We start from the raw sequence: 20,457 nt of genomic DNA on the forward strand, positions 1-20,457 counted from the left end.
CCAGACGGCGCACCACCCCGAGCCGAAACGGACAGCGCCCCCGACCACCGGCCACCCGACCCCGCTCACCCCGCTCACCCCGCCGAGACCCGACCAGACGGCGGCCCGACCGACGGCTCCACCCGGCCCCCGCTCACCCCGCCGAGACCCGACCAGACGGCGGCCCGACCGACGGCTCCACCCGCAACAGCACCGCCGCCTGGGGGGTGGCGACCGCCGGAAGCAGATACCGCCACAGCGAAGCGATCCGCTCGGGCAGGTCCGCCCGCCCGGTCGCCACGTTGGAGAAGATCTGCGTCCCCGTGTAAGCCCCCACCAGCACCGTCGCGAACTCCCACTCGTCGACGCCCTCCAGCAGCTCACCGCACTCCCGCGCCGCGACAAGCTGCGCGTGGAACCGCTGGACCCACTCCTGGTACGCCGTGTCGTCCTCGAGCCCCAGCTCCCCCTGCTCCACCGCCAGACGCACACTCGCGCGGAACAGCACATTGCGCTGCAGCTCCCCCGCGATATGGAACGTGATGTCGATCAGCCGCTGCAGACCGTCCCGCCCCGGCGGCAGCCGGATGAACTCCTGCTGACTCGCCATGACCGCGTGCGCCAACCCCTCCTTCGACTTGAAATGAAAGTACATCCCGCCCTGCGTCGCCCCCGACCGCTGCATGATCTTACTGATGCTGGCACCGCTGTAACCGCACTCGTCGAAGACCTCGGCCGCCGCGTAAAGGATCACCTCACGCGTCCGCACGGCACGCTCCTGCTTCGGTTCAGCCACAGCCAGGCCCCGCTTCCACTCGGCAAACAAAACGAACGCCCTCTATTTTACAGACGAACCTCGGTCTAGGGTCAGGGTGTTGCACCATGTACGCCACGGGAGTGACACACCCCGAGCACAGCACGTCCGACCGGGCGGCCCACAGGCCACCGGCCCCACCTCGCACGCCAAAAAAGGGGAACGGCATGCTCGTCACCACGCAACCTCACACCGGCCCACGGCCCGCACTCACCACCACAGTGGCCAAAGAGTACGTCCACCGCGCGTCACTGTCCGAAGTCTTCCTCACCGGCTGGCACCAAACCGCTCCCGACACCTTCACCGTCACCGCCCAATGGCCCCGCAGCCACAGCTTCTACACCACCGACCACCACACCCACGACCCCCTCCTGCTGTCCGAAACCATCCGCCAGACCTTCCCCCTCCTCACCCACGCCGCCTACCACCTCCCCTTCGGCCACCAACTCAGCTGGTCGCACTTCCAGATACGGCTCGACCCCCGCGCCATGAGGATCGAACCCACACCCGCCGAGATCGAACTCCACGTCACCGCCACCAACATCAGGTACCACCGCGGCCTGCCCGCCTCCATGACCATGCACTACACCGCCCGACGCGACGGCCAACCCCTCGCCACCGCCACCACCCACTTCCACTGCCACACCCCCACCGTCTACCAACGCCTACGCGCCGGCCGCGCCACCACCGCCCACCCGTTCCACACCGCCCCCCCACCCCCCCACCCCCTCACCCCCACCACCGCCGGACGCACCCACCACCACGACATCGTCCTCTCCCCCACCCCCCACCCCCACCACTGGCAACTACGCGTCGACACCCACCACCCCGTCCTCTTCGACCACCCCGTCGACCACGTCCCCGGCATGCTCCTCCTCGAAGCCACCCGCCAAGCCACCAACACCCTCACCACCCCCCGAAAACCCCACATCATCACCCACCTCGACATCACCTTCAACCGCTACGTCGAACTCGACACCCCCTGCTACATCCACGCCCACACCACCCACCACAACCCCACCAACCACCACAACCCCACCCACCACATCACCGCCACCCAGGCCGACACCACCGCCTTCACCGCCCACACCCACACCACCCCCCTCCCCACCTGACAACCAACCCCCGAAAACCACCCCACCCACCCACCCCCGAAAACCACCCCCAAACAACCAAGGCGGCCGTTCCCCACACCCCCAAACACCCAGCAACAAAACACAAAAGAACGGCCGCCACACACACCCCCCCAACCCACCACCAAACAACCCAACACCCCACCCCACCCCCGAACCAAACCCCACGAACACCCCCACACCCACCGAACCCACCAAAAAACCACCACACACAAACAGACCAGCAAAACCCCCACCCCACCCCACCACCGCTACCGCCGCCACCACCACCACCACCACCACCACCGGCGACCGAACACCGGCAGGACCACCGCGCGCCGGACACCGGCGGGCACGTGCGGGGGTGGGCGCCGGTCAATGGACGAAGGTGACCTGCCGGCCGGTGCCCGGGGCGTTGAACTTCGGGGTCGGACTCCCGGTGGGGAAGTCCGGGAAGCAGACGGAGTACGTCGCACCGGGGATCAGCTTCACCGCGATCTCCGCTCCACCGCGGGCCTGGGGCACCGTCGCGGTGACCTCGCTCCAGGCGACGGCGTGGTCGGTGGGGCAGACGGCGGCGCCGCTGCCGTCCTTCAGCCCCAGGCAGAGGTCGCTCAAGCGTTCCCGAAACGGCGGTGCGGCCTTCGCATGATCCTGAACTCGACCAAGAGATAAAGGACTTGACGCGAAGGCCGCAGCGATGAGCGCAGTGCAGCAGGATGTGCGGGGCGAGCCGTCCGCGGAACTGCCACGCTTCCGGGAGTCTTCCACGACTGCCCGACCGGGCGGCGCGACGCGCTGCTCGAGCCGACGGACGCGGCGCCGTGCACCGACGGGCCGATGAAGACCCCGGCGGGCCTCGCGCTGGCGCCCCAGCACCAGCGCGGGCACCACGCCCCGCACGGCACGCCGAACCGCGGCCGCCCCAACACCGACCCGCCACGGACCGAGCCGGCCGGCCTGCCACTGCCCCGCGCCGCCGACGGCCGCCCGGTGCTCGCGGTGGACGTCTCGCCATGGCCGCGCCCGGACGCCGGGACCTGCCCGGACCACTCCTCCCGCCACACCTACCGCCACGGCGACGCCAAGCACCAAGCGATCCCCGACCGGCCGTACCCGTTCGTCGTCGCACTGGAGACCGGGCGGACATCGTGGACGACGGCCCCGGACACGGTACGACCGAACCCCGACCCCGACGCCGCGGCCACCACCGCCGCCCCACTCCGCGACATGGCAGCCCCGTCGATCACAGCCGGGCAGCGGACAACGGGCGATCCGGAGGCCCCGGCGGTAATGGACACCGACTACGACACCCCGCGCATCGCCCACCCGCCCGGCAACCACCCGCCCGGCGACCAGCCAACCCAGGCCCCCGGCCGACTCCGCCCGAACCGGGTGACGCACCGCCCGGCACCGACCCGGGCCAAGTGGCACGCCGCTCACCCGGCCGGCGGCCGACCACCCAAACACGGCGGCGAGTCCGCCTTCGGCGACCCCGCCACCCGGGGCGACAAGCAGGAGGCCACCACCACCGAGACCCGCCACCACGCCACCACCACCGTACGAACCCGAGACCGGCACCACCCCCGCCCGACCCGCCGCGCGGCCCGACCGGACCACGACAGCGAACTCCCGCTCCTCCAAAGCACGGTGATCCAGCCCGCCATCGAGAAGCTACCCAGCGGCGAGGTGAACCGGCCGACCCGGCCCTACCGGTCGCCCACCGACACCGACCCAGCCGACATCGACCACTGCCGACATCCACCGCCACCGACAGTCGTTCCTGCGCAGGTTCGACCCGGAACACACCTTCCGCCCGCTCGAACAGACACCGGACCGAACCCGACCCCGCCCGCACGACTCCGCGGCAACCGACCACCGGACCCGGATCATGACCGCCACCCACACCCAGCCCCGCCCCGCCCCGCCCACCCACTCATCACCGACCTCCACCACCCCCAGGAGAACCCAGCCGAACCGAACAAACCCACCCCCACCCACACCCGCCGGGGGTCACGCAGCGTCCGCGCGGCAGCGGCGAGGCCGTGCCGCACGACTCCACCCGTACGGGAGCCGAGAACGGGCGGAGCACGGCCGCTCCCGGCAGCCCTGGAAGCCCATCCCATTTTTCATACGAGCACGAACGAGTGAAGTTTCACAACACCGGTCCGTATCCGGAGCGGTGCGTCCGACACCGCGTGGCACCTCGCTACGTTGGGGGCTCCCCCGCCCGCTGACGGCATGTCAGCGGGCTTCGCACCGAAGGAGATCCCCGTGTTCCCAAGGACCAAGCGGACCACGTTCTCGGCAGCCCTGGCGTTCGCCGCGGCCACCGCCCTCACCGTCGCCGTACCCAGCGGCAACGCCTACGCCATCGACCACATCGAGTGCAAGGGCGGCGAGGACTACCTCAAGATCTGGTCCCACCTCGACGGCCGGCAGAGCGTCGACTGCTACGCCAACGCCGGCCGCACCGACTTCGGCGGCTGGTGGATCGACCGGATCTCCACCGGCAACAACGACCTCATCTACTACGACGTCAACGGCGACTCGGTGAAGATCGAGCGCTGGCACGACATCACCTTCCCCAACCACCCCCCACGGGTGAAGTCCATCCAGATCCTCTGACCCGCCGCTCACACCCCGGCCGACCGACGGGCGTCGGGACGCGACCGCGTCCCGACGCCCGACACCACCCAGACAGCGAAGACCGGCCAGGCCCAAGACCCCGGGGAGGGCCGGACGACAACACCCGCGAGCAGCAACAACCAGCGGTGGCAGCGGTGGCGGTCGCGACGCAACACGTATCGGAAGGCACCGGCACCACGGGCAGGCCGCCAGGAGGAGGCCCACCGCGCTGTCGGCACCCGGCACTCCACCCGCCGCCGGGCGTACGGAGCATGGAAGCCACCACCCGATATCCCACCGCACCGGCATGAGCGCGATCACCAGCCGCCCCGCCACACACGCCCCCGCGCCGGAGCGCTCTTCCCGGCACCGCCCACACCGGTACCGGTCGCCGCTCAGTGCGAGGGCCTACTCACACCGACGGCCAGCACCACCACACCGAGCAGCACACTCACGGCCACCAGGACCCAGCGGGCCACACGCAGACGCCGCACGCACGGCAGCAACCAAGTGACGACGACCGCCAACACCACCACACCCAACAAGACGACCACCGCGGCCCTGGCCCCGGGACCCGCGCCCATGCACCCACTCGATCCGTCATCGCAACCGGCGTCACCGAATTTCACGAACGTCGCGAGCGCGTTCAAGACCAGAAACCCGAGAAACCACACCGGCAACAGGACCGTACCCACCAGCCCCGGCACCCACCACCCACCACCCACGGTCCCGGTCCACCGGCACCTGCCACTGCGTCATCGACCGACCTCCCCCTGCCGAACCCTACCGCCCGACACCCCCGACCACGACAACCACCCCTCAGGCGGCCGCGTGGGCGTGAACCGAGAACGGATGCCGGTGGGTTTCGGCATCGCCTGGTACCGGGCCGGCTCCGGGGTGTTGCCGAGGTCTGGAGACACGCACCGGCCCGTGCCGGGCGCTTCAGGTCCGGGACGGTGTGGCGCGAGAACGTCCGATCGGTAACATCGCGTCGCGCCTTGCCGTGGTCGGTGGCCTGATGAGATGGGGAAGCCATGAGCGATGACGTCCTGTCGATCATTCCGAGCGATCCGCGGTGGCAACCGAATCGCGAGGCGGTCGATCGCGTCGTCGCGCTCGTCGAGGACCTGGTTCCCGGTCGTGCCGACGACATGGAGGTCGACGTGAGGTGGCACGACACGGTGACCGTCGTCGACTGCGGGGAGAACCTGGAGAGAATCGGCTGCCCCTTGTGCCAGGCGGCCATCGACACAGAGTGGTGGAGCGATCTCCTGGAGGCTCACTGCGACGACGGGTTCACCACGCTCGCGGTCGAGGTCCCGTGCTGCGGAGGATCCACCACTCTGGACGTGCTGGATTACGACTGGCCCTGCGGTTTCGCCCGTTTCGAGATCGCGATCTGGAACCCCGAGCGCTCCTGGTTCCGCGAGGACGAACTGACGGCCCTGGCGGATCGACTGGGCCATCCGGTGAGGCAGATCCGAGCCCACATCTGAACCTCCGCACCTCAGAGGACCACCTACTGCTGACCGGCGCGGGCCCGGGTGCCGGCCGGGCGGCAGGAGTCGGTGCCGGTCTCGATCCCTCGGTCGAAACGCGGAACGGCAACTCGGCGCCGCGGCGGTCGAGTTCCATCACCGCCGCCGCTCCCGGCCCGCGCCCGGCGGGCTCCGGCGCAACCGCAGCGAACGGGTCTGCGGCGTGCCCGCCGGCTGCCGCGGGCCGCAGGCGTGTCAGCTGCCCGCGGCAGCCGGGACGGGCGCGGGCAGGCCGGTGCCCGGCTCCAGGAACGGCGAGTGCCGCAGCGCGCTCAACAGGGCCGACTCGATCCGCTCCGCCGCCGCCCGGCCGACCGGCCGACTCGGGCCGGGCAGGTCTTCGGAGCGTTCGCCAGCCATGACGCCCTCCGAAGAGCGCCGGGAACGCCGCTCCCCCACCGGGGCGTCCCCCCGTAGCGCGAGAACCCGCCCGGACACCCCCTACCGGTGGTTCCGCTCCTCGCTCGGCAGTGAGTGCCAGAGGTCGAGCCAGTTGTGCAGCAGGAAGAGCGGTCGGGTCAGGTTGATGTCGCCCGCGCTTTGGGAGCGGATCGCGAGGCCGAGGTCGGGGAAGACCGGTTCGGCGGCGACGCTGTACATCAGAGGGCCGCGCAGCGGCCGGTGAACGAGCCAGTCCTCCAACCGGGACGGTACGCAGCCGGTCAGCGGAACACCGTCGAGCCGTACCTGGGGACCGGTGAGGGCGTCCACGGCCACGCACTCCAGGCGGTTCACCCGGAAGAGCGCCCTGACTCCAGCGGTGCGGAAATCGACGTGGCTGAGCCTGCGCTCGCAGGTGCCGGGAGCGTAGTAGCCCGAGACGGTCCCCTCTTCGCCGAGGGCGGCGGTGATCTCCTCCAGGGGCATTCCGAAGTGCAGCGGCCCCACCCCGATGTGCGGTGTGAACGTCCACTCGTCGCGCTCCTCGCTTCGGGCGATCCGCCACGGCCCCCGATGCTCCGGCGTGCTCCCCCGGACGGCTGTTGGCGCCTCGGGTGCCGGCTCGTGCGGGACCGTTTGCTCCGGTGCGGCCCGGTCCGGGTGCCATCGGCCCGGGGGTTCCAGGGCGGCGGTGTCCTCCGGCTGCTCGGCCAGCCATCGGACCGCCTGCCCCTGGCCCTCGTCGAACGGGTTGTTCGCCAGCTTGTGCGCCCGGTCCGCAGCCGTGCGGTGTTCCTCCTCCGCGGTGATGAGGTCCGCGATGTCCTCGCCCCAGGTCGCCAACCGCTCCCGCGCGATCCACCGGTAGTACGAGTCCGCGCTCCGGGCCAGCACGTCGCGGACGACGGGCGCGTGGCGGGGGATCGACGCGGCGAGGGCGGGATCCGCCAGCAGAAGGGCGGTGGCCGCGACGGCGGCCTCCCTCACCTGCGGGTCGTCGTCCCCGCAGAAGACCGCGACGCGGGCGTGGAGCGTCGGCCGCGCAGCGCGAGCGGCGGCGAGATCCCGCGGTGCGCCGGCACCGTCCTGCGGGTCCAGACGAGCGACATCGGCGAACGAGGCCAACCAGTTCAGCAACTCCGCGCGCAGCGGTCGCGTACCGGCCCTGCGCTCCCACTGCCCGCCGGCCAGCGTGCGCGGATCGTCGAGGAGAGCCGAGACGACCAGCGCCGCCGGGGCCGTCGCCGGGAACACCCGCTCCTGGCTGAGGAGCAGCCGGTACAAGTCCCAGACCGCCCGCGCCCGCCGGGTGTGGTCGCCGTCGAGCAGTCCCATGAGGATGTCCGGCGTGTCGGGCACGTTGTGCAGGCCGGTACACGAGTGCGGCAACTCGCCCCACGCGGTGCCGGTGAGCTCGGCCGAGGCGGGAGGCGGCACGGGCGCTGCGAGAGCGCCCGAAGGACTGACGGCTGTTCTGTCGATCACGGCCGCAGCCTCCCAGCCGGCTCCGACACCCACGGGACGCCGAAACCGCCCGGAGGGTCGGACCCTCGAACGCGAACGGCGAGGACGCCGAGAACGACGCCCTCCGGCCCGGTCGGGGGGACGGGGAGGCGCAGGGAGCGGGGACGGGGCGGGGGCGGGAGCGGGGGCAGGGGGAAGGCGGCGGCCCGGATCGTCCGGCGCGACGACCGGGGCGGATACGGGATCGATACGAACCTGAGCGGCCGCGGATGCGCGACTCCCACGGGGGTGATGCGGGGCTCTTCCAGGCTGTGGGCTGTGCGCGGGTCTCCGCGCGGCCGATCGGTGTGGAGGGGTGGAGCGGTGAGGGTTCTCGACAGGGTGGTACGGCGGCGGGGACGGGGACGGGTGGCCGCCGCGGTGGGGGTGGTGGCGGTGCTGGTCGGGGGTGGCGGGTGCGCCGCCCCGGGCGCGGACGCGGGGGCGGGGGCGGGGGTGGGCGGGATCGACCTGCCGTGGCCGGGCGAGGGGCAGTCGAGCGTCGTGGTGGAGGGGTTCGGGTCGCTGGGCGGCCGGGGCGGGAGCACGCCGGTGCCGATCGCCAGTGTCACGAAGGTGATGACGGCGTACGTGATCCTGCGGGGGCATCCGCTGGAGGACGGCGGGCAGGGGCCGCGGATCGGGGTGGACGCGGCGGCGGCCCGGGAGTCGTTCGCCCCGGGCGAGTCGACCGCGCAGCTGCGCGAGGGGCAGGACCTCACCGAACGGCAGCTGCTGGAGCTGATGCTGCTGCCGTCGGGCAACAACGTGGCCCGGCTGCTGGCGCGGTGGGACAGCGGCTCGCAGGAGGCGTTCGTGGTGAAGATGAACCGCGCCGCGCTGGAGCTGGGGATGACGCGCACCACGTACACGGGCGCCAGCGGCCTGGAGGAGAGCACCCGCAGCACGGCGGAGGACCAGATCCGGCTGGCCCGGGCGGCGATGGGGCTGCCGGTGCTGCGGGAGGTGGTGGGGATGCGCGAGACGACGGTGGCGGGCGTGCCGGGGACGGTGGTCAACACCAACACGCTGCTGGGACGGGACGGGGTCATCGGCTTGAAGACCGGTTCGACGACCGCCGCGGGCGGCAACCTGATGTGGGCCGCCGAGGTGCGGGCCGGCGGCGGGGTGCGGCTGGTGCTGGGGGTGGTGCTGGCCCAGCGGGCGAACACCACGCCGCAGCAGGGCCTGGCGGCGGCGCTGGAGCGCAGCGGCCGGCTGATCGAGGCGGTGCGCGAGCAACTGCCCGGTGTGCTCGCCGCCGGGGACGGCAACGGCGAGGGTGCCGCCGCGGCCGGCGGGCGGGGTGGCCGGCCGTGAGCGGGCGGGGTGCCGGGGTGTGGGCACGGGCGTGGGCATGGGCGTGGGCACGGGCGCGGATGTGGGCGCGGATGTGGCGGGCCGGGGGGCGGCGGGGGCGGGTGGTGGCGGCGGGGGCCGTGGGCAGTGCGCTGCTGATGGCGGGGCACGCGCTGGTGCCCAACACGCCGGGCCGGCTGGGCAGTCTGCTGGAGACGTTCCTGCCCTGGCTGGGGCTGGCGGTGCCGGTCGGGCTGGTGCTCGCCGCGGTGCGCCGCTCCCGGGCGGCGGCGGTGGCGGTGCTGCTGCCGGCCGCGGTGTGGGCGGCGGTGTTCGGCGGGACGCTGCCGGACCGGTCCGGCTCGGGCGGGGACCTGCGGGTGGTCAGCCACAACGTGGACGAGGCCAACCGGGACCCGCGGGGCACCGCCCGGGCGCTGGCGGCCTCGGGCGCGGACGTGGTCGCCCTGCAGGAGCTCCCGGCCCGGGGCGCGCAGTCGTACGGGGAGGTGCTGGACGGCGTGTTCCCGTACCACCGGGTGCTGGGCGGGGTCGGGATGTGGAGCCGCTACCCGCTGCGCGACGTGCTGCCGGTGGAGATCATGCCGTGGGTGCGGGCGATGCGGGCCACGGTCGACACCCCCCGGGGACCGCTGGCCCTCTACGCCGCGCACCTCGCCTCGGTCCGGGTGAGCGCCCTCTCGGGGTTCGGCACCGGGCAGCGCGACGAGGCGGCGCGGCGGCTGGCGGCGGCGGTCCGGGCCGAGCCGTCGGAGCGGGTCGTGGTCGTCGGCGACTTCAACGGCAGCACGCGGGACCGGACGCTGGCCGGAGCCCTGGAGGGGCTGCGTTCCGCCCAGGACGCGGCGGGTGACGGCTTCGGCCTGAGCTGGCCGGCCGCGTTCCCGCTGGTGCGGATCGACCAGATCCTGGTGCGGGGCGTGACCCCGGTGTGGGCGCGCACGCTGCCGCGCACCGGCAGCGACCACCTGCCGGTGGAGGCGTCGGTACGCTGGTGAGCGGCGCGGGCCGGCCGGGCGGGTGCCTCCGGGGCCGGCGCGGCCGTGGCACTACCGTTGGCCCCGCTTGCGGTTCCGGTGCCCGCCCGTGGCGCGGATCCTCCCCGTCCACCTGCACACCTGCACACCTGCACCTTGTCCACGACGACTTCCGGTTGGCGGCATGCCCCAGTACGAACCCGTCCCCACCCCGCGCGCGGGCCGGCCGGCCGGCGGAGACGCGGTGCGCGTCCTGCTGGTGGAGGACGACGAGACGATCCGCCGCTCCATCGCCCTGGCGCTGGAGCGCTACGGCTACCGGGTGGCCACCGCGCCCGACGGGCTGTCGGGCCTGGAAGCCTTCCGCGAGGGCGGCCACGACCTGCTGATCCTGGACGTGATGCTGCCCCACCTGGACGGCATCGGGCTGTGCCGGCGGATCCGGGAGAGCAGCCAGGCCCCGATCCTGATGATGTCCGCGCGCGGGCACTCCCTGGACGTGGTGTCGGGCCTGGAGGCCGGCGCGGACGACTACGTGGTCAAACCGGTGGACACCACCGTGCTGGTGGCCCGGATCCGCTCGCTGCTGCGCCGCGCGGCACCCGCCGCGGACCGCGACCGCGACCGCGAGGAGGGCCCGGCGCGGGAGGCGGTGTGGGTGTTCCGCGACCTGGAGGTGGACACCCTGGCCCTACAGGTGCGGCGGCAGGGCGAGCCGGTCGCGCTGACCCCCACCGAACTGCGGCTGCTGCTGGAGTTCACGGCGCAGCCGGGGGTGGCGCTGTCGCGGCAGCGCCTGCTGCGGGAGGTGTGGGACTACGGCTGGGAAGGCGACTCGCGGGTGGTGGACCTGACCGTGCAGCGACTGCGGAAGAAGATCGGAGCGGACCATGTCGAGACCGTGCGCGGACACGGCTACCGCTTCCGGCGCTGAGGCGCCCGGCGGAACACCCGGCGGAACGGGCGGCGGGACGGGCGGCGGGACGGACGGGTGGCGGCGCGCGGCGCGGGCGGCGGCCCGGCTGGTGGATCCGCGTTCGCTGCGCTGGCGGGTCGCGGCCCTGGTCACGCTGGCCACGGTGGCGATGGCGCTGGGCATGGGCGTGCTGGTGCACCGGACGACCGAGGAGCGGTCGATGGCGCTGGCCCGGAGCGGCGCGGTGCGCGAGCTCCAGACGGCGGTGGAACGCTTCCAACGGGCCGCCGGGAACGGCACGGGGAACGGCGCGGAGGGCAGTAGGGGGGACGGCAGCGGCCCCGGGGACAGGGGGTACTACGTCGGCGGGGAGGTGCCCGACGCCCTGACCGCCCGGCTGGGCGCCGGCCCGGATCCGGTGACCTGGTACGACGAACGGACACCGGTGCGCCCGCGGATGTGGGCGGCGAGCGTGGTCGACGGGCAGCCCGTCGCGGTGTCCACCGAGCTCACCCTGGACGACCTCAGCCGCAAGGCCCTGGACCGCCACATGCGCTACGCCGCGCTGGCCACCCTCGCCGTGGTCGTCCCCGCGACCCTGCTGGCCGCCGAGCCGGCCCTGCGCCGGCTGCGCCGCGCGGCGGGCACCGCGGGGCGGGTGCGGCGCGGCGACCTGGGCGCGCGCAGCGGCGGACGCCCGGGACGCGACGAGATCGGGGAGCTGTCCGCGGCCGTCGACCACATGGCGGACGCCCTGGCGGAGCGGCTGCGCGCCGAACAGCGCTTCACCGCGGACGTCGCCCACGAGTTGCGCACCCCGCTGGCCGGCCTGGTCACCGCGGCGTCGCTGCTGCCCGAGGGCGAGGCGACCGAACTGGTCCGCGGCAGGGTGCGGGTGCTGCACCGGCTGGTCGAGGACCTGCTGGAGATCTCCCGGCTGGACGCGGGCGTGGAGGAGGCCGAGGCGTACCCGGTGCCGCTCGGCGAGGTGGTGGCGGACTCGGTGCGGCGGACGGGCCTGCGGGCCCGGGTGGAGGTACTCGGCGAGCCGGTCGTGCGCACCGATCCGCGGCGGCTGGACCGCATCGTGGCCAACCTGGTCGCCAACGCGCACCGCCACGGCACCGCGCCGGTACGGGTGGACGTCGAGGGCACGCGGGTGGTGGTGCGCGACGACGGGCCCGGCTACCCCACGCTCCTGCTGGCGCACGGCCCGCAGCGCTTCCGCACCGGCACGGCCGAACGCGGCCACGGACACGGCCTGGGCCTGACCATCGCCATCGGCCAGGCCCGGGTGATCGGCGCGCGGCTGGTGCTGGCGAACGCGGCGGAGGGCGGGGCGGTGGCGACGCTGCTCCTGCCGGAGACGACCGGGGACGAACCGGAGGACGAACCGGAGGACGGGCCGGGGGACGGGCCGCAGAACGGGCCGGAGCACAGACCGGAAGACCGGCCGGAAGAGGGCTGAAACCACCCCGGGCAGGAGCCCGGGGTGGCGCGTTCCCGACTCTTGCCGGTTCCTTGATTTAGCGTCAACCTTCTTATGGAAAAGGGGAGTTGAAGGAACAGGGCAGCGCGGCGCAGCGCGCTCCCCGGGGGGAAGGGAATGGCCATGGGAGTACGGCGGCGGCAGGTTTTCCGGGGGGTGGCGGCGGGGGCGCTCGCCCTGCTGGTCGGGGCGGGGGGTGCGGTGCCGGCGGTGGCGGCGGTGCCGGAGGGGGTGGTGCGGGGCGCCGGGGCGCCGGGGGCGGTGGCGGGGAGCTACCTGGTGGTGCTGGCCCCGCAGCAGGGGGCGGCGGTGGCGGCGGTGGGCGCTTCACTGGCAGCCCGTTACGGGGGTGTGCTGGGGCGGAGTTTCGAGTCGGCGCTGCGCGGGTTCTCGGTGCGGCTGCCGGAGCGTCAGGCGCGGCGGCTGGCGGCCGATCCGGCGGTCGCGCTGGTGGCGCAGAACCGGCGGGTGTCGGTCGACGGGAGTCAGGCGGGGCCGCCCTCCTGGGGGTTGGACCGGGTCGACCAGCGGCGTCCGCCGTTGACCGACCGCTTCGACTATCCGGCGGGCGGCGGGCAGGGGGTGACGGTGTACGTGGTCGACACCGGGGTCCGGATCAGCCACGAGGACTTCGGCGGCCGGGCGTCCTACGGTTTCGACGCCGTCGACGGGGACGCGGTGGCCGACGACGGCAACGGGCACGGCACGCACGTGGCGGCCACGGCGGTGGGCGCGACGTACGGGGTGGCCAAACGGGCTTCGCTGGTGGCGGTCCGGGTGCTGGACGACGACGGGAGCGGCACGATCGAGCAGGTCGTCGCGGGCGTCGACTGGGTGACCGCGCACGCGGTGAAGCCGGCGGTGGTCAACATGAGCCTGGGCGGGGATCCGGACGAGGTGCTGGACGCCGCCGTGCGCAACTCGATCGCCTCCGGTCTGACGTACACGGTCGCGGCGGGCAACCAGGGCGTCGACGCCTCGCAGCACTCGCCCGCCCGGGTGCCGACCGCCATCACGGTGGGGGCCACCGACGTCGAGGACGACGTGACCTGGTACTCCAACTACGGTCCGCTGGTGGACCTGCACGCGCCGGGCGAGGAGATCACCTCGGCGGGGATCGCCTACGACGACGACTACGACGTCATGTCGGGGACCTCGATGGCCTCGCCGCACGTCGCGGGCGCGGCCGCGCTCTACCTGGCGGACCACCGCACCGCGACACCCGCCCAGGTGTCGACCGCGCTGACCTCGGCGTCCACCACCGGCTCGATCGGCGCGCTGGAGCCCGGCACCGCGGACCGGCTGCTGTACACCGGGAGCATCCCGAACCGGGCGCCGGGCCGCCGGTTCACCAACGACGCGGACACCCCGATCGGGGTGGCGCCGCTGGTGTCGAGCATCACCGTCACCGGGGTGCCCGGCTCCGGGCCGGCCAATCTGGACGTCGCCGTCGACATCGTCCACGACTGGCCGTACGACCTGGTCATCGACCTGGTCTCGCCCGCCGGGAAGGTCTTCCGGCTGAAGGAGGAGAACTTCAGCGGGCCGTTCAACGACGTGCACAAGCTCTACGGCGTGGACGCCTCGACCGGGGCCGCGAACGGGGTCTGGCAGTTGCGGGTGACCGGCGGGTCGGAGTACTTCGACGGGTACCTGGACCGCTGGGCGCTGCAGTTCTGACGGGGCGTCGGGACCGGGCCGGGCGGATGCCGGGCGGGGCGGTGGCCCAGGGCCTGCCGGAGGGGCCTGCCGGAGGAGGGCAAAGCACTGGCAAAGTACGATCGTCGGGCTCGTGCTACCCGACCCTGTGAGGAGTTTCCCGGATGGTGTTCAAGCGGCTTCTCGGCGCGCTGGGCGTCGGCGGACCGACCGTCGACACGGTGCTGTCCACGCCGACCGTCTACCCCGGCGGTACCGTGCACGGCCAGGTGAACCTGGTCGGCGGCGACCGTGACGCCGAGATCAACGGCATCACCCTCTGCCTGGTCGCCCGGGTCGAGGTCGAGTACGAGGACGGCGAGGCGCACCGCACCCAGGAGTTCGCGCCGCTGCGGGTCAGCGGCCCGCTGCGGCTGGCGGCCGGGGAGCGGCGGGCCGTGCCGTTCGCGCTGCCGGTGCCGTGGGAGGCGCCGCTGACCGTGGTCGACGGCCACCACCTGTCGGGCATGGCGCTCGGGGTCCGGACGGACGTGGACATCGCGGGGCAGCTGGACCGCGGGGACACCGATCCGCTGGCGGTGCAGCCGCTGCCGGTGCAGCAGCGGGTGCTGGAGGCGCTGTCGGCGCTCGGGTTCCACTTCCACCGGGCCGACCTGGAGGCGGGTCACATCCGGGGCACCGGCCAGACGCTGCCGTTCTACCAGGAGATCGAGTACAAGGCGGCGCCGCAGTTCGCGCACCGCTGCAACGAGGTCGAACTGTCCTTCGTCACCGACCCGTACCGGGTCGAGGTGGTGCTGGAGTTCGACAAGCGCGGCATGTTCCACAGCGGCGACTCGGTGCGCACCTTCGTGCTCGACCACGGCGCCGGGCAGCACGACCTGTCCGGGACGGTGGACGGCTGGGTGCGCGGCGTACTGGGCCACTGAGCACGCGCCGCCACCCCGGCGGCTCCGGTCGGGAGAGGGCCGGGGCCGCTAGGGTGGGGCGGCGCGGCGTGCGCCGCCGGGCGGTGCGGACGGGGTGGCGGGGTTGTCGGAGCGCGCGTTGGGTTTCGGTGCGGTGGCGGCGGCCTACGAGCGGTTCCGGCCGGGGTATCCGGACGAGTTGTTCGAGCTGGTGGCGGCGTACGCGGGCCGGCCGCTGCGGACGGCGCTGGAGATCGGGGCGGGGACGGGCAAGGCGACCAGGCTGTTCGCCGGTCGCGGGGTGGCGGTGACGGCGACGGATCCCGACCCGGCGATGCTGGCCGAGCTGGCGCGGAACGTGCCGGGGGCGGTGACCGCACCGGGGAGCGTGCGGACGGTCCGGGCGGCGTTCGAGGAGCTGCGGCCCGGCCCGACGTACGGGCTGTGCTACGCGGCGGCGGCACTGCACTGGACGCGCCCGGAGGGGCGGTGGGCGCGGGTGGCGGCGCTGCTGGAGCCGGGCGGGGTGTTCGCCTCGTTCGGCGGGCCGGTGCGGTTGGCCGATCCGGGGCTGGAGGAGCGGGTGCGGGTGGCGCGGGCGGCGTTCCTGGCGAGCGACGAGGTGCCCTCCCCCGACGGGACCGCGCCGGCGGCGGAGATGCAGTGGCCGGGGACGGAACTGCTGCGCTCCCCGCTGTTCGAGGACGTTCGGCAGGTGGTGCTCGGGCGGCGGCTGACGCTGGACGCGGCGGACTACGTGGGCTACCTGTCCACCGTCTCGGCGTACCTGGAGCTGGCGCCGGAGCGGCGGCGGGCCGCGCTCGGGGCGGTCCTGCGGGTGCTGCCGGCCCGGGTCGGGATCGACGCCGGGCTGATCGGGCACCTGGCCCGCCGGGTTTCCGCCCCGGCGTAGGACGGTCGGCGGGAACCCGGGTGCGGCGGGGAGAAAAGGGCAGGTCAGAGGCCCGGTCGGCGGTGCCGGACCGGGGTTGACGGCCGTGCGGCCTTCCACCACCCTTTCACTACTCGAATAGTGAAAGGGTACTTTGCCGATGTCTGTGACCGTCCAGCGACCGACGCCTGCCCCCGCGCCCCCGCCCGCCGACCGACCGCACGGCCCGACCCCGGCCACGACCCGGGCCCGGGTCGCCGCGTTGCTGCGCGGGCCGGGCGTGATCGCGTGGGGGCTGGCGGCCGGGTTCGCCGCGCTCTACCTGTGCGTGGCGGTCAACCGGAACCGGCGCGGCCTCGGCAAGGCGTACGACCTGGGGATCTTCGAGCAGGCGGTCCGGGCGTACGCGCACGGGCGGGCGCCGATCGTGCCGTTGAAGGGGCCCGGCTACCACCTGCTGGGGGATCACTTCCACCCGCTGCTGGCCGTGTTGGCGCCGTTCTACCGGGTCTTCCCTGGGCCGCTGACGCTGGTCACGGCGCAGGCGCTGCTGATGGCGCTGGCGGTGGTGCCGCTGGCGCGCTGGGCGCACGAGGTGGGCGGGGCGCGGCTGGCGGTGTTGGTGGGGGGTGCGACGGGGGCGTCCTGGGGGATCGTCCGGGCAGTGGCGGACGACTTCCACGAGATCGCGTTCGCCGTTCCGCTGCTGGCCTTCGCAGCGACCGCGCTGGGCCGCCGCCGGCCGCTGGCCGCCGCGCTGTGGGCGCTGCCGCTGCTGCTGGTCAAGGAGGACCTGGGGCTGACGGTGGCCGCCTTCGGCCTGCTGATCGCCTGGCGGGCCCGGCGGGAGCGGCGCACGCCGGTGCCCGGTCTGGTGCTGGCCGGGGTCGGGGTGGCCGCGGCCGCGCTGATCGTGCTGGTGGTGCTGCCGTCCTTCAACCCGCACGGCGGTTTCGACTACTGGCAGCAGTTGGACGGGAGCGGCTCGGGCCCGCTCTGGGCGCTGCCGCTGCGGCTGGGGTGGCCGCCGGTGAAGTGGCTGCTGCTGTTCCTGCTGGCCGCGACGACCGGGTTCCTGGCGCTGCGCTCGCCGCTGGCGCTGCTCTGCGTGCCGACCCTGGGCTGGCGGCTGCTGGCGGACAACCCGCACTACTGGGGCGTGAGCTACCACTACAGCGCGGTGCTGATGCCGCTGCTGTTCGCCGCCCTGGTGGACGCGGTGCGGCGGTCCGGGACGGGGTCGCGCGCGGTGCGGCGCGGGCTGGCGGCGACGGTGCTGGTGGCGGTGGTGACGCTGCCGCTGTACCCGCTGCACGAGGTGGTGATGCCGGAGGCGTGGGGGACCTCGGCGCGGGTGGTGGAGACCCGGGCGATGCTGGCGCGGGTGCCGGACGGCGCCGCGGTGGCCGCGTCCAACCGGCTGGCCGCCCAGCTCACCGCGCGGGCGGACGTCACGCTGGTGTGCCGGGAGCCGGTGGGCGCGGGTCCGCGCTGGGTGGCGGTGGACCTGCGCGATCCGAGCGTGAAGGCGCCGTGCGCCACCGCCGACACCGCCCGGATGCTGGCGCGCTACCGGGACGCGGGCTACCTGACCCGGTTCGACCGGGACGGCCTGCTGCTGCTCGAACGCCCCTGACACCCCTGAGGCCCCTGAGGCCCCTGAGGCCCCTGACGCCCCCGAGGCCCCGGCACCCGGGGGGTGCGGCTTGACCGGTGGGCCGCCGTGGGCCACCATTCCACCATTGAACTAGTGAAAGGCCGCAACGGGTGTGATCGAGTACCGCATCGATCGGCGCAGCGGTGTCTCCACGTACCAGCAGATCGTGCAGCAGACCAAGCAGGCGCTGCGGCTCGGCCTGCTGGAGCCCGGGGACAAGCTGCCGACCGCCCGCGAGGTGGTCGAGCTGACCGCGATCAACCCCAACACCGTGCTCAAGGCGTACCGCGAGCTGGAGCGCGAGGGGCTGGTCGAGCCCCGGCCGGGGCTGGGCACGTTCGTCCGGCGGTCGCTGGCGCGGCCGGAGGCGGCGGCCGACGGTCCGCTGCGCGGGGAGCTGGTCGGCTGGGTGGACCGGGCCCGCGCGGCCGGGTTGGAGCGCGAGGACATCGCCGCCCTGATGGCGTCCGTCCTGGAGCAGCGCACCGGATGAGCGCGCCGAGCCGGAGAGAGAGAAGGTGTCCGCCCGGCGGCACCAGAGCGGGCAACACAGGGAGGGAGTACCGGGTGGACGACGACCCGACACCCACGAGTGCGGCCCTGGCGGCCGTCGGGCTCGGCATGCGGTTCCGGGACGGCTGGGCGCTGCGCGGCTGCGACTTCACCGTCCCGGCCGGGCGGATCAGCGGCGTGGTCGGCCCGAACGGCGCCGGCAAGAGCACCCTGCTGGCCCTGGCGGCCGGTCAACTGGCGCCCTCCGAGGGCGGGTTGCTGGTCTTCGGCGAGCCGGCCGACGCGCCGGGGCCGCGGGCCCGGGTCGCCTACGTGGCGCAGGACAAGCCGCTGTACGCCGGTCTGACCGTCGCCGAGACGCTGCGGATGGGCCGCGAGCTCAACCCGGTCTGGGATCAGGAGGCCGCCCAACGGGTCGTCGAGCAGGGCGAGTTGCGCCCCCGGGCGCGGATCGGCTCGCTCTCCGGCGGCCAGCGCACCCGGGTGTCGCTGGCGCTCGCCCTGGGCAAGCGGGCCGACCTGCTGCTGCTGGACGAGCCGATGGCCGACCTCGACCCGCTCGCCCGCCACCAGCTGATGGGCACCCTGATGTCGGCGGTCGCCGAGCACGGCACCACCGTCGTGGTCTCCTCGCACGTGCTGGCCGAGCTGGACGGCGTCATCGACCACCTGCTGCTGGTGCAGCGCGGGGGGATCCGGCTGGCCGGCGACCTGGAGGACGTCCTGGACGGCCACCGGCTGCTCACCGGCCCGGCCGGGGCGGACGGGCCGCCGGCCGAGCTGGTGGTCGAGCGGCGGGTCACCGGGCGGCTGGCCACCGCGCTGGTCCGCACCGGCCGAGCCGGGGCGCAGCCGGGCGGTGCGCAGCCGGGCGGAGAGGGCGCGGGCTGGCGGGCCGAGGGCTGGGAGAGCGAGCGGCCCGGCCTGGAGGAGCTGCTGCTGGGCTACCTGCGGGGGCCGGTCACACCGGCGGCCACGGCCGGCACGGCGGCGACCGGTACGGCGGCGGCCGGCAGCACTGAGGCCGGCCGCACTGCGACGAACGACGAGAAGGCGGCATGAGCACCGACGTCCTGACCGAGCGGGCGGCGTCCCCCGCCGACCGGCGGGAGCGCCCCGCGAAGCCCCGCCTGCGCGGGCTGCTGTGGCTGTCGCTGCGGCAGAACCGGTTGCTGCTGCGGGTGCTGGCCGTGTTCCTGGTGCTGGCCGTGGCCGACCTGGTGTGGGTGCACGTCGCCGTGCAGCACGTCGTGGGCGTGCTGCGGCGGACCGGCTGCTACGAACCGGAGAGCTGGGGCTCGGACACCTGCTGGGTGCTGTTCTCGCCGATCAGCCGTCCGCACTTCTGGTTCGTCTCCGTGCTCCAGCCGCTGGTCACCGCCTTCCCGCTGCTGGTGGGCGTGTTCGTGGGCGCGCCGCTGCTGGCGCAGGAGTACGAGCGGGGCACGATCCGGCTGGTCCGCGCCCAGTCGGTGGGACCGGCGCGCTGGCTGACGGCCCGGCTGCTGGTTCCGGCCGCCGCGGTGCTGCTGGTGAGCGGGGTGCTGGCCGCCCTGATGAGCTGGGTGTGGTGGACGGACCTCGTGCACGGGCCGGGCGCCTTCGACCCGCCGTTCCAGGCGTTCACCTATCCGGCGCTGGGGGTGGCTCCGGTGGCCTGGACGCTGTTCGCCTTCACGGCGGGCGTGCTGGCGGGGCAGGCGACCCGGCGGGTGCTGCCCGCGATGGCGCTGACGGCCGGCGCGGTGGTGGTGGCGCACGGGCTGGTGCGCTGGGTCCGCCCGTACTTCCACTCGGCGGTGGAGGTGCTGGTGTCGGCCGGCACCGCGCAGCCGCCGAACGCCTGGCTGCTCGGGCGGACGACGGTGCTGCCGGACGGCACCCGGGTGCGGGCCGAGTACTGCCTGGGCTCGCCGGAGTGCGCGCAGGCGCCCGAGACGTGGCTGCGCTACCACCCGGCCCGGCACCTGGTGCCGATCCAACTGGTCGAGGCGGGTGTGCTGGTGGCGCTGACCGCCGTGGTGCTGGTGGTGGTGTTCCGGCGGGTCGGCCGGCTGCGCTGAGGCGCCCGCCGGGCGGCAGCGGTGGCGGTTCGGGGCCGGCGGGGCGGTGGCGCTTCGGTGACGACTTGATAATTCGATCACCCGAAGAATCATCAGATGGTATGCATA

The 20,457-nt window shown here is 73.9% G+C and carries 19 protein-coding genes and 1 pseudogene; 15 read left to right on the forward strand and 5 right to left on the reverse strand.

The annotated features are described in order from the left end of the window. Positions 1 to 133: 133 nt before the first annotated feature. The gene (locus KSE_RS00510) at positions 134 to 775 is read right to left on the reverse strand and encodes a ScbR family autoregulator-binding transcription factor (RefSeq protein WP_014133277.1); all 642 of its coding nucleotides are present in this window, start codon (positions 773 to 775) and stop codon (positions 134 to 136) included. 239 nt (positions 776 to 1,014) lie between these two features. Here KSE_RS00510 and KSE_RS00515 point away from each other — a divergent pair, with 239 nt between their 5' ends. Next, the gene (locus KSE_RS00515) at positions 1,015 to 1,908 is read left to right on the forward strand and encodes a ScbA/BarX family gamma-butyrolactone biosynthesis protein (protein ID WP_158413044.1); all 894 of its coding nucleotides are present in this window, start codon (positions 1,015 to 1,017) and stop codon (positions 1,906 to 1,908) included. Between the two features lie 372 nt (positions 1,909 to 2,280). Here KSE_RS00515 and KSE_RS37975 read toward each other — a convergent pair whose 3' ends face one another. Then, entirely contained in the window at positions 2,281 to 2,523 is a 243-nt protein-coding gene (locus KSE_RS37975) for a hypothetical protein (RefSeq protein ID WP_014133279.1), read from the reverse strand. A gap of 174 nt (positions 2,524 to 2,697) precedes the next feature. On the opposite strand from KSE_RS37975, the pseudogene KSE_RS46290 reads away from it, so the two are divergent. Both KSE_RS46290 and KSE_RS00525 read left to right on the forward strand, forming a co-directional pair. Beyond that, positions 2,698 to 4,056: pseudogene (locus KSE_RS46290) on the forward strand (transposase); the annotation flags it as partial. 90 nt (positions 4,057 to 4,146) lie between these two features. Further along, on the forward strand, positions 4,147 to 4,533 hold the full coding sequence (locus KSE_RS00525; RefSeq protein WP_014133281.1) for a beta/gamma crystallin domain-containing protein: 387 nt from the start codon (positions 4,147 to 4,149) through the stop codon (positions 4,531 to 4,533). A gap of 395 nt (positions 4,534 to 4,928) precedes the next feature. On the opposite strand, the gene KSE_RS00530 is transcribed toward KSE_RS00525, so the two are convergent. After that, positions 4,929 to 5,228, reverse strand: coding sequence for a hypothetical protein (locus KSE_RS00530; RefSeq protein WP_148283039.1), 300 nt, complete (start codon positions 5,226 to 5,228; stop codon positions 4,929 to 4,931). Between the two features lie 339 nt (positions 5,229 to 5,567). Between KSE_RS00530 and KSE_RS00535 the strand changes: the two genes are divergently transcribed. Next, positions 5,568 to 6,029, forward strand: coding sequence for a hypothetical protein (locus KSE_RS00535; RefSeq protein WP_014133283.1), 462 nt, complete (start codon positions 5,568 to 5,570; stop codon positions 6,027 to 6,029). A 237-nt stretch (positions 6,030 to 6,266) separates the two neighbouring features. Here the strand turns inward: KSE_RS00535 and KSE_RS42565 are convergent, their stop codons facing one another. Further along, positions 6,267 to 6,431 carry a hypothetical protein gene (locus tag KSE_RS42565; protein WP_157850113.1) on the reverse strand — a complete coding sequence of 55 codons (165 nt, stop codon included), beginning with the start codon at positions 6,429 to 6,431 and terminating at the stop codon, positions 6,267 to 6,269. Between the two features lie 81 nt (positions 6,432 to 6,512). Continuing rightward, entirely contained in the window at positions 6,513 to 7,970 is a 1,458-nt protein-coding gene (locus KSE_RS00540; RefSeq protein WP_231873105.1) for a hypothetical protein, read from the reverse strand. Between the two features lie 354 nt (positions 7,971 to 8,324). Between KSE_RS00540 and KSE_RS00545 the strand changes: the two genes are divergently transcribed. The 11 genes from KSE_RS00545 (at position 8,325) to KSE_RS00595 (ending at position 20,349) form a co-directional block, all read left to right on the forward strand. Further along, positions 8,325 to 9,275 (forward strand): D-alanyl-D-alanine carboxypeptidase family protein, encoded by a 951-nt coding sequence (locus KSE_RS00545; protein WP_014133287.1) that lies wholly within the window; start codon positions 8,325 to 8,327, stop codon positions 9,273 to 9,275. Between the two features lie 59 nt (positions 9,276 to 9,334). Then, entirely contained in the window at positions 9,335 to 10,273 is a 939-nt protein-coding gene (locus KSE_RS00550; RefSeq protein ID WP_014133288.1) for an endonuclease/exonuclease/phosphatase family protein, read from the forward strand. 163 nt (positions 10,274 to 10,436) lie between these two features. Continuing rightward, on the forward strand, positions 10,437 to 11,186 hold the full coding sequence (gene cseB / locus KSE_RS00555) for a two-component system response regulator CseB (protein ID WP_014133289.1): 750 nt from the start codon (positions 10,437 to 10,439) through the stop codon (positions 11,184 to 11,186). A 91-nt stretch (positions 11,187 to 11,277) separates the two neighbouring features. Beyond that, entirely contained in the window at positions 11,278 to 12,636 is a 1,359-nt protein-coding gene (locus KSE_RS00560; protein ID WP_014133290.1) for a sensor histidine kinase, read from the forward strand. A 144-nt stretch (positions 12,637 to 12,780) separates the two neighbouring features. After that, a complete protein-coding gene (locus tag KSE_RS00565) occupies positions 12,781 to 14,337 on the forward strand; it encodes a S8 family peptidase (protein ID WP_014133291.1) in 1,557 nt (518 codons plus the stop codon). A 143-nt stretch (positions 14,338 to 14,480) separates the two neighbouring features. Further along, on the forward strand, positions 14,481 to 15,245 hold the full coding sequence (locus tag KSE_RS00570) for a sporulation protein (protein ID WP_014133292.1): 765 nt from the start codon (positions 14,481 to 14,483) through the stop codon (positions 15,243 to 15,245). Positions 15,246 to 15,363: 118 nt separating this feature from the next. After that, positions 15,364 to 16,137, forward strand: a complete 774-nt coding sequence (locus KSE_RS00575) for a class I SAM-dependent methyltransferase (protein ID WP_014133293.1) — start codon at positions 15,364 to 15,366, stop codon at positions 16,135 to 16,137. Positions 16,138 to 16,276: 139 nt separating this feature from the next. Next, on the forward strand, positions 16,277 to 17,752 hold the full coding sequence (locus KSE_RS00580; protein WP_106437566.1) for a DUF2079 domain-containing protein: 1,476 nt from the start codon (positions 16,277 to 16,279) through the stop codon (positions 17,750 to 17,752). 133 nt (positions 17,753 to 17,885) lie between these two features. After that, positions 17,886 to 18,266, forward strand: a complete 381-nt coding sequence (locus KSE_RS00585) for a GntR family transcriptional regulator (RefSeq protein ID WP_014133295.1) — start codon at positions 17,886 to 17,888, stop codon at positions 18,264 to 18,266. A gap of 74 nt (positions 18,267 to 18,340) precedes the next feature. Then, the gene (locus KSE_RS00590; RefSeq protein WP_014133296.1) at positions 18,341 to 19,348 is read left to right on the forward strand and encodes an ABC transporter ATP-binding protein; all 1,008 of its coding nucleotides are present in this window, start codon (positions 18,341 to 18,343) and stop codon (positions 19,346 to 19,348) included. Next, the gene (locus KSE_RS00595; protein ID WP_014133297.1) at positions 19,345 to 20,349 is read left to right on the forward strand and encodes an ABC transporter permease; all 1,005 of its coding nucleotides are present in this window, start codon (positions 19,345 to 19,347) and stop codon (positions 20,347 to 20,349) included. The genes KSE_RS00590 and KSE_RS00595 overlap by 4 nt, the downstream gene beginning before the upstream one ends. The last annotated feature ends 108 nt before the right edge of the window (positions 20,350 to 20,457 follow it).

The sequence above is a fragment of the Kitasatospora setae KM-6054 genome, assembly GCF_000269985.1.
GTDB lineage: Bacteria > Actinomycetota > Actinomycetes > Streptomycetales > Streptomycetaceae > Kitasatospora > Kitasatospora setae.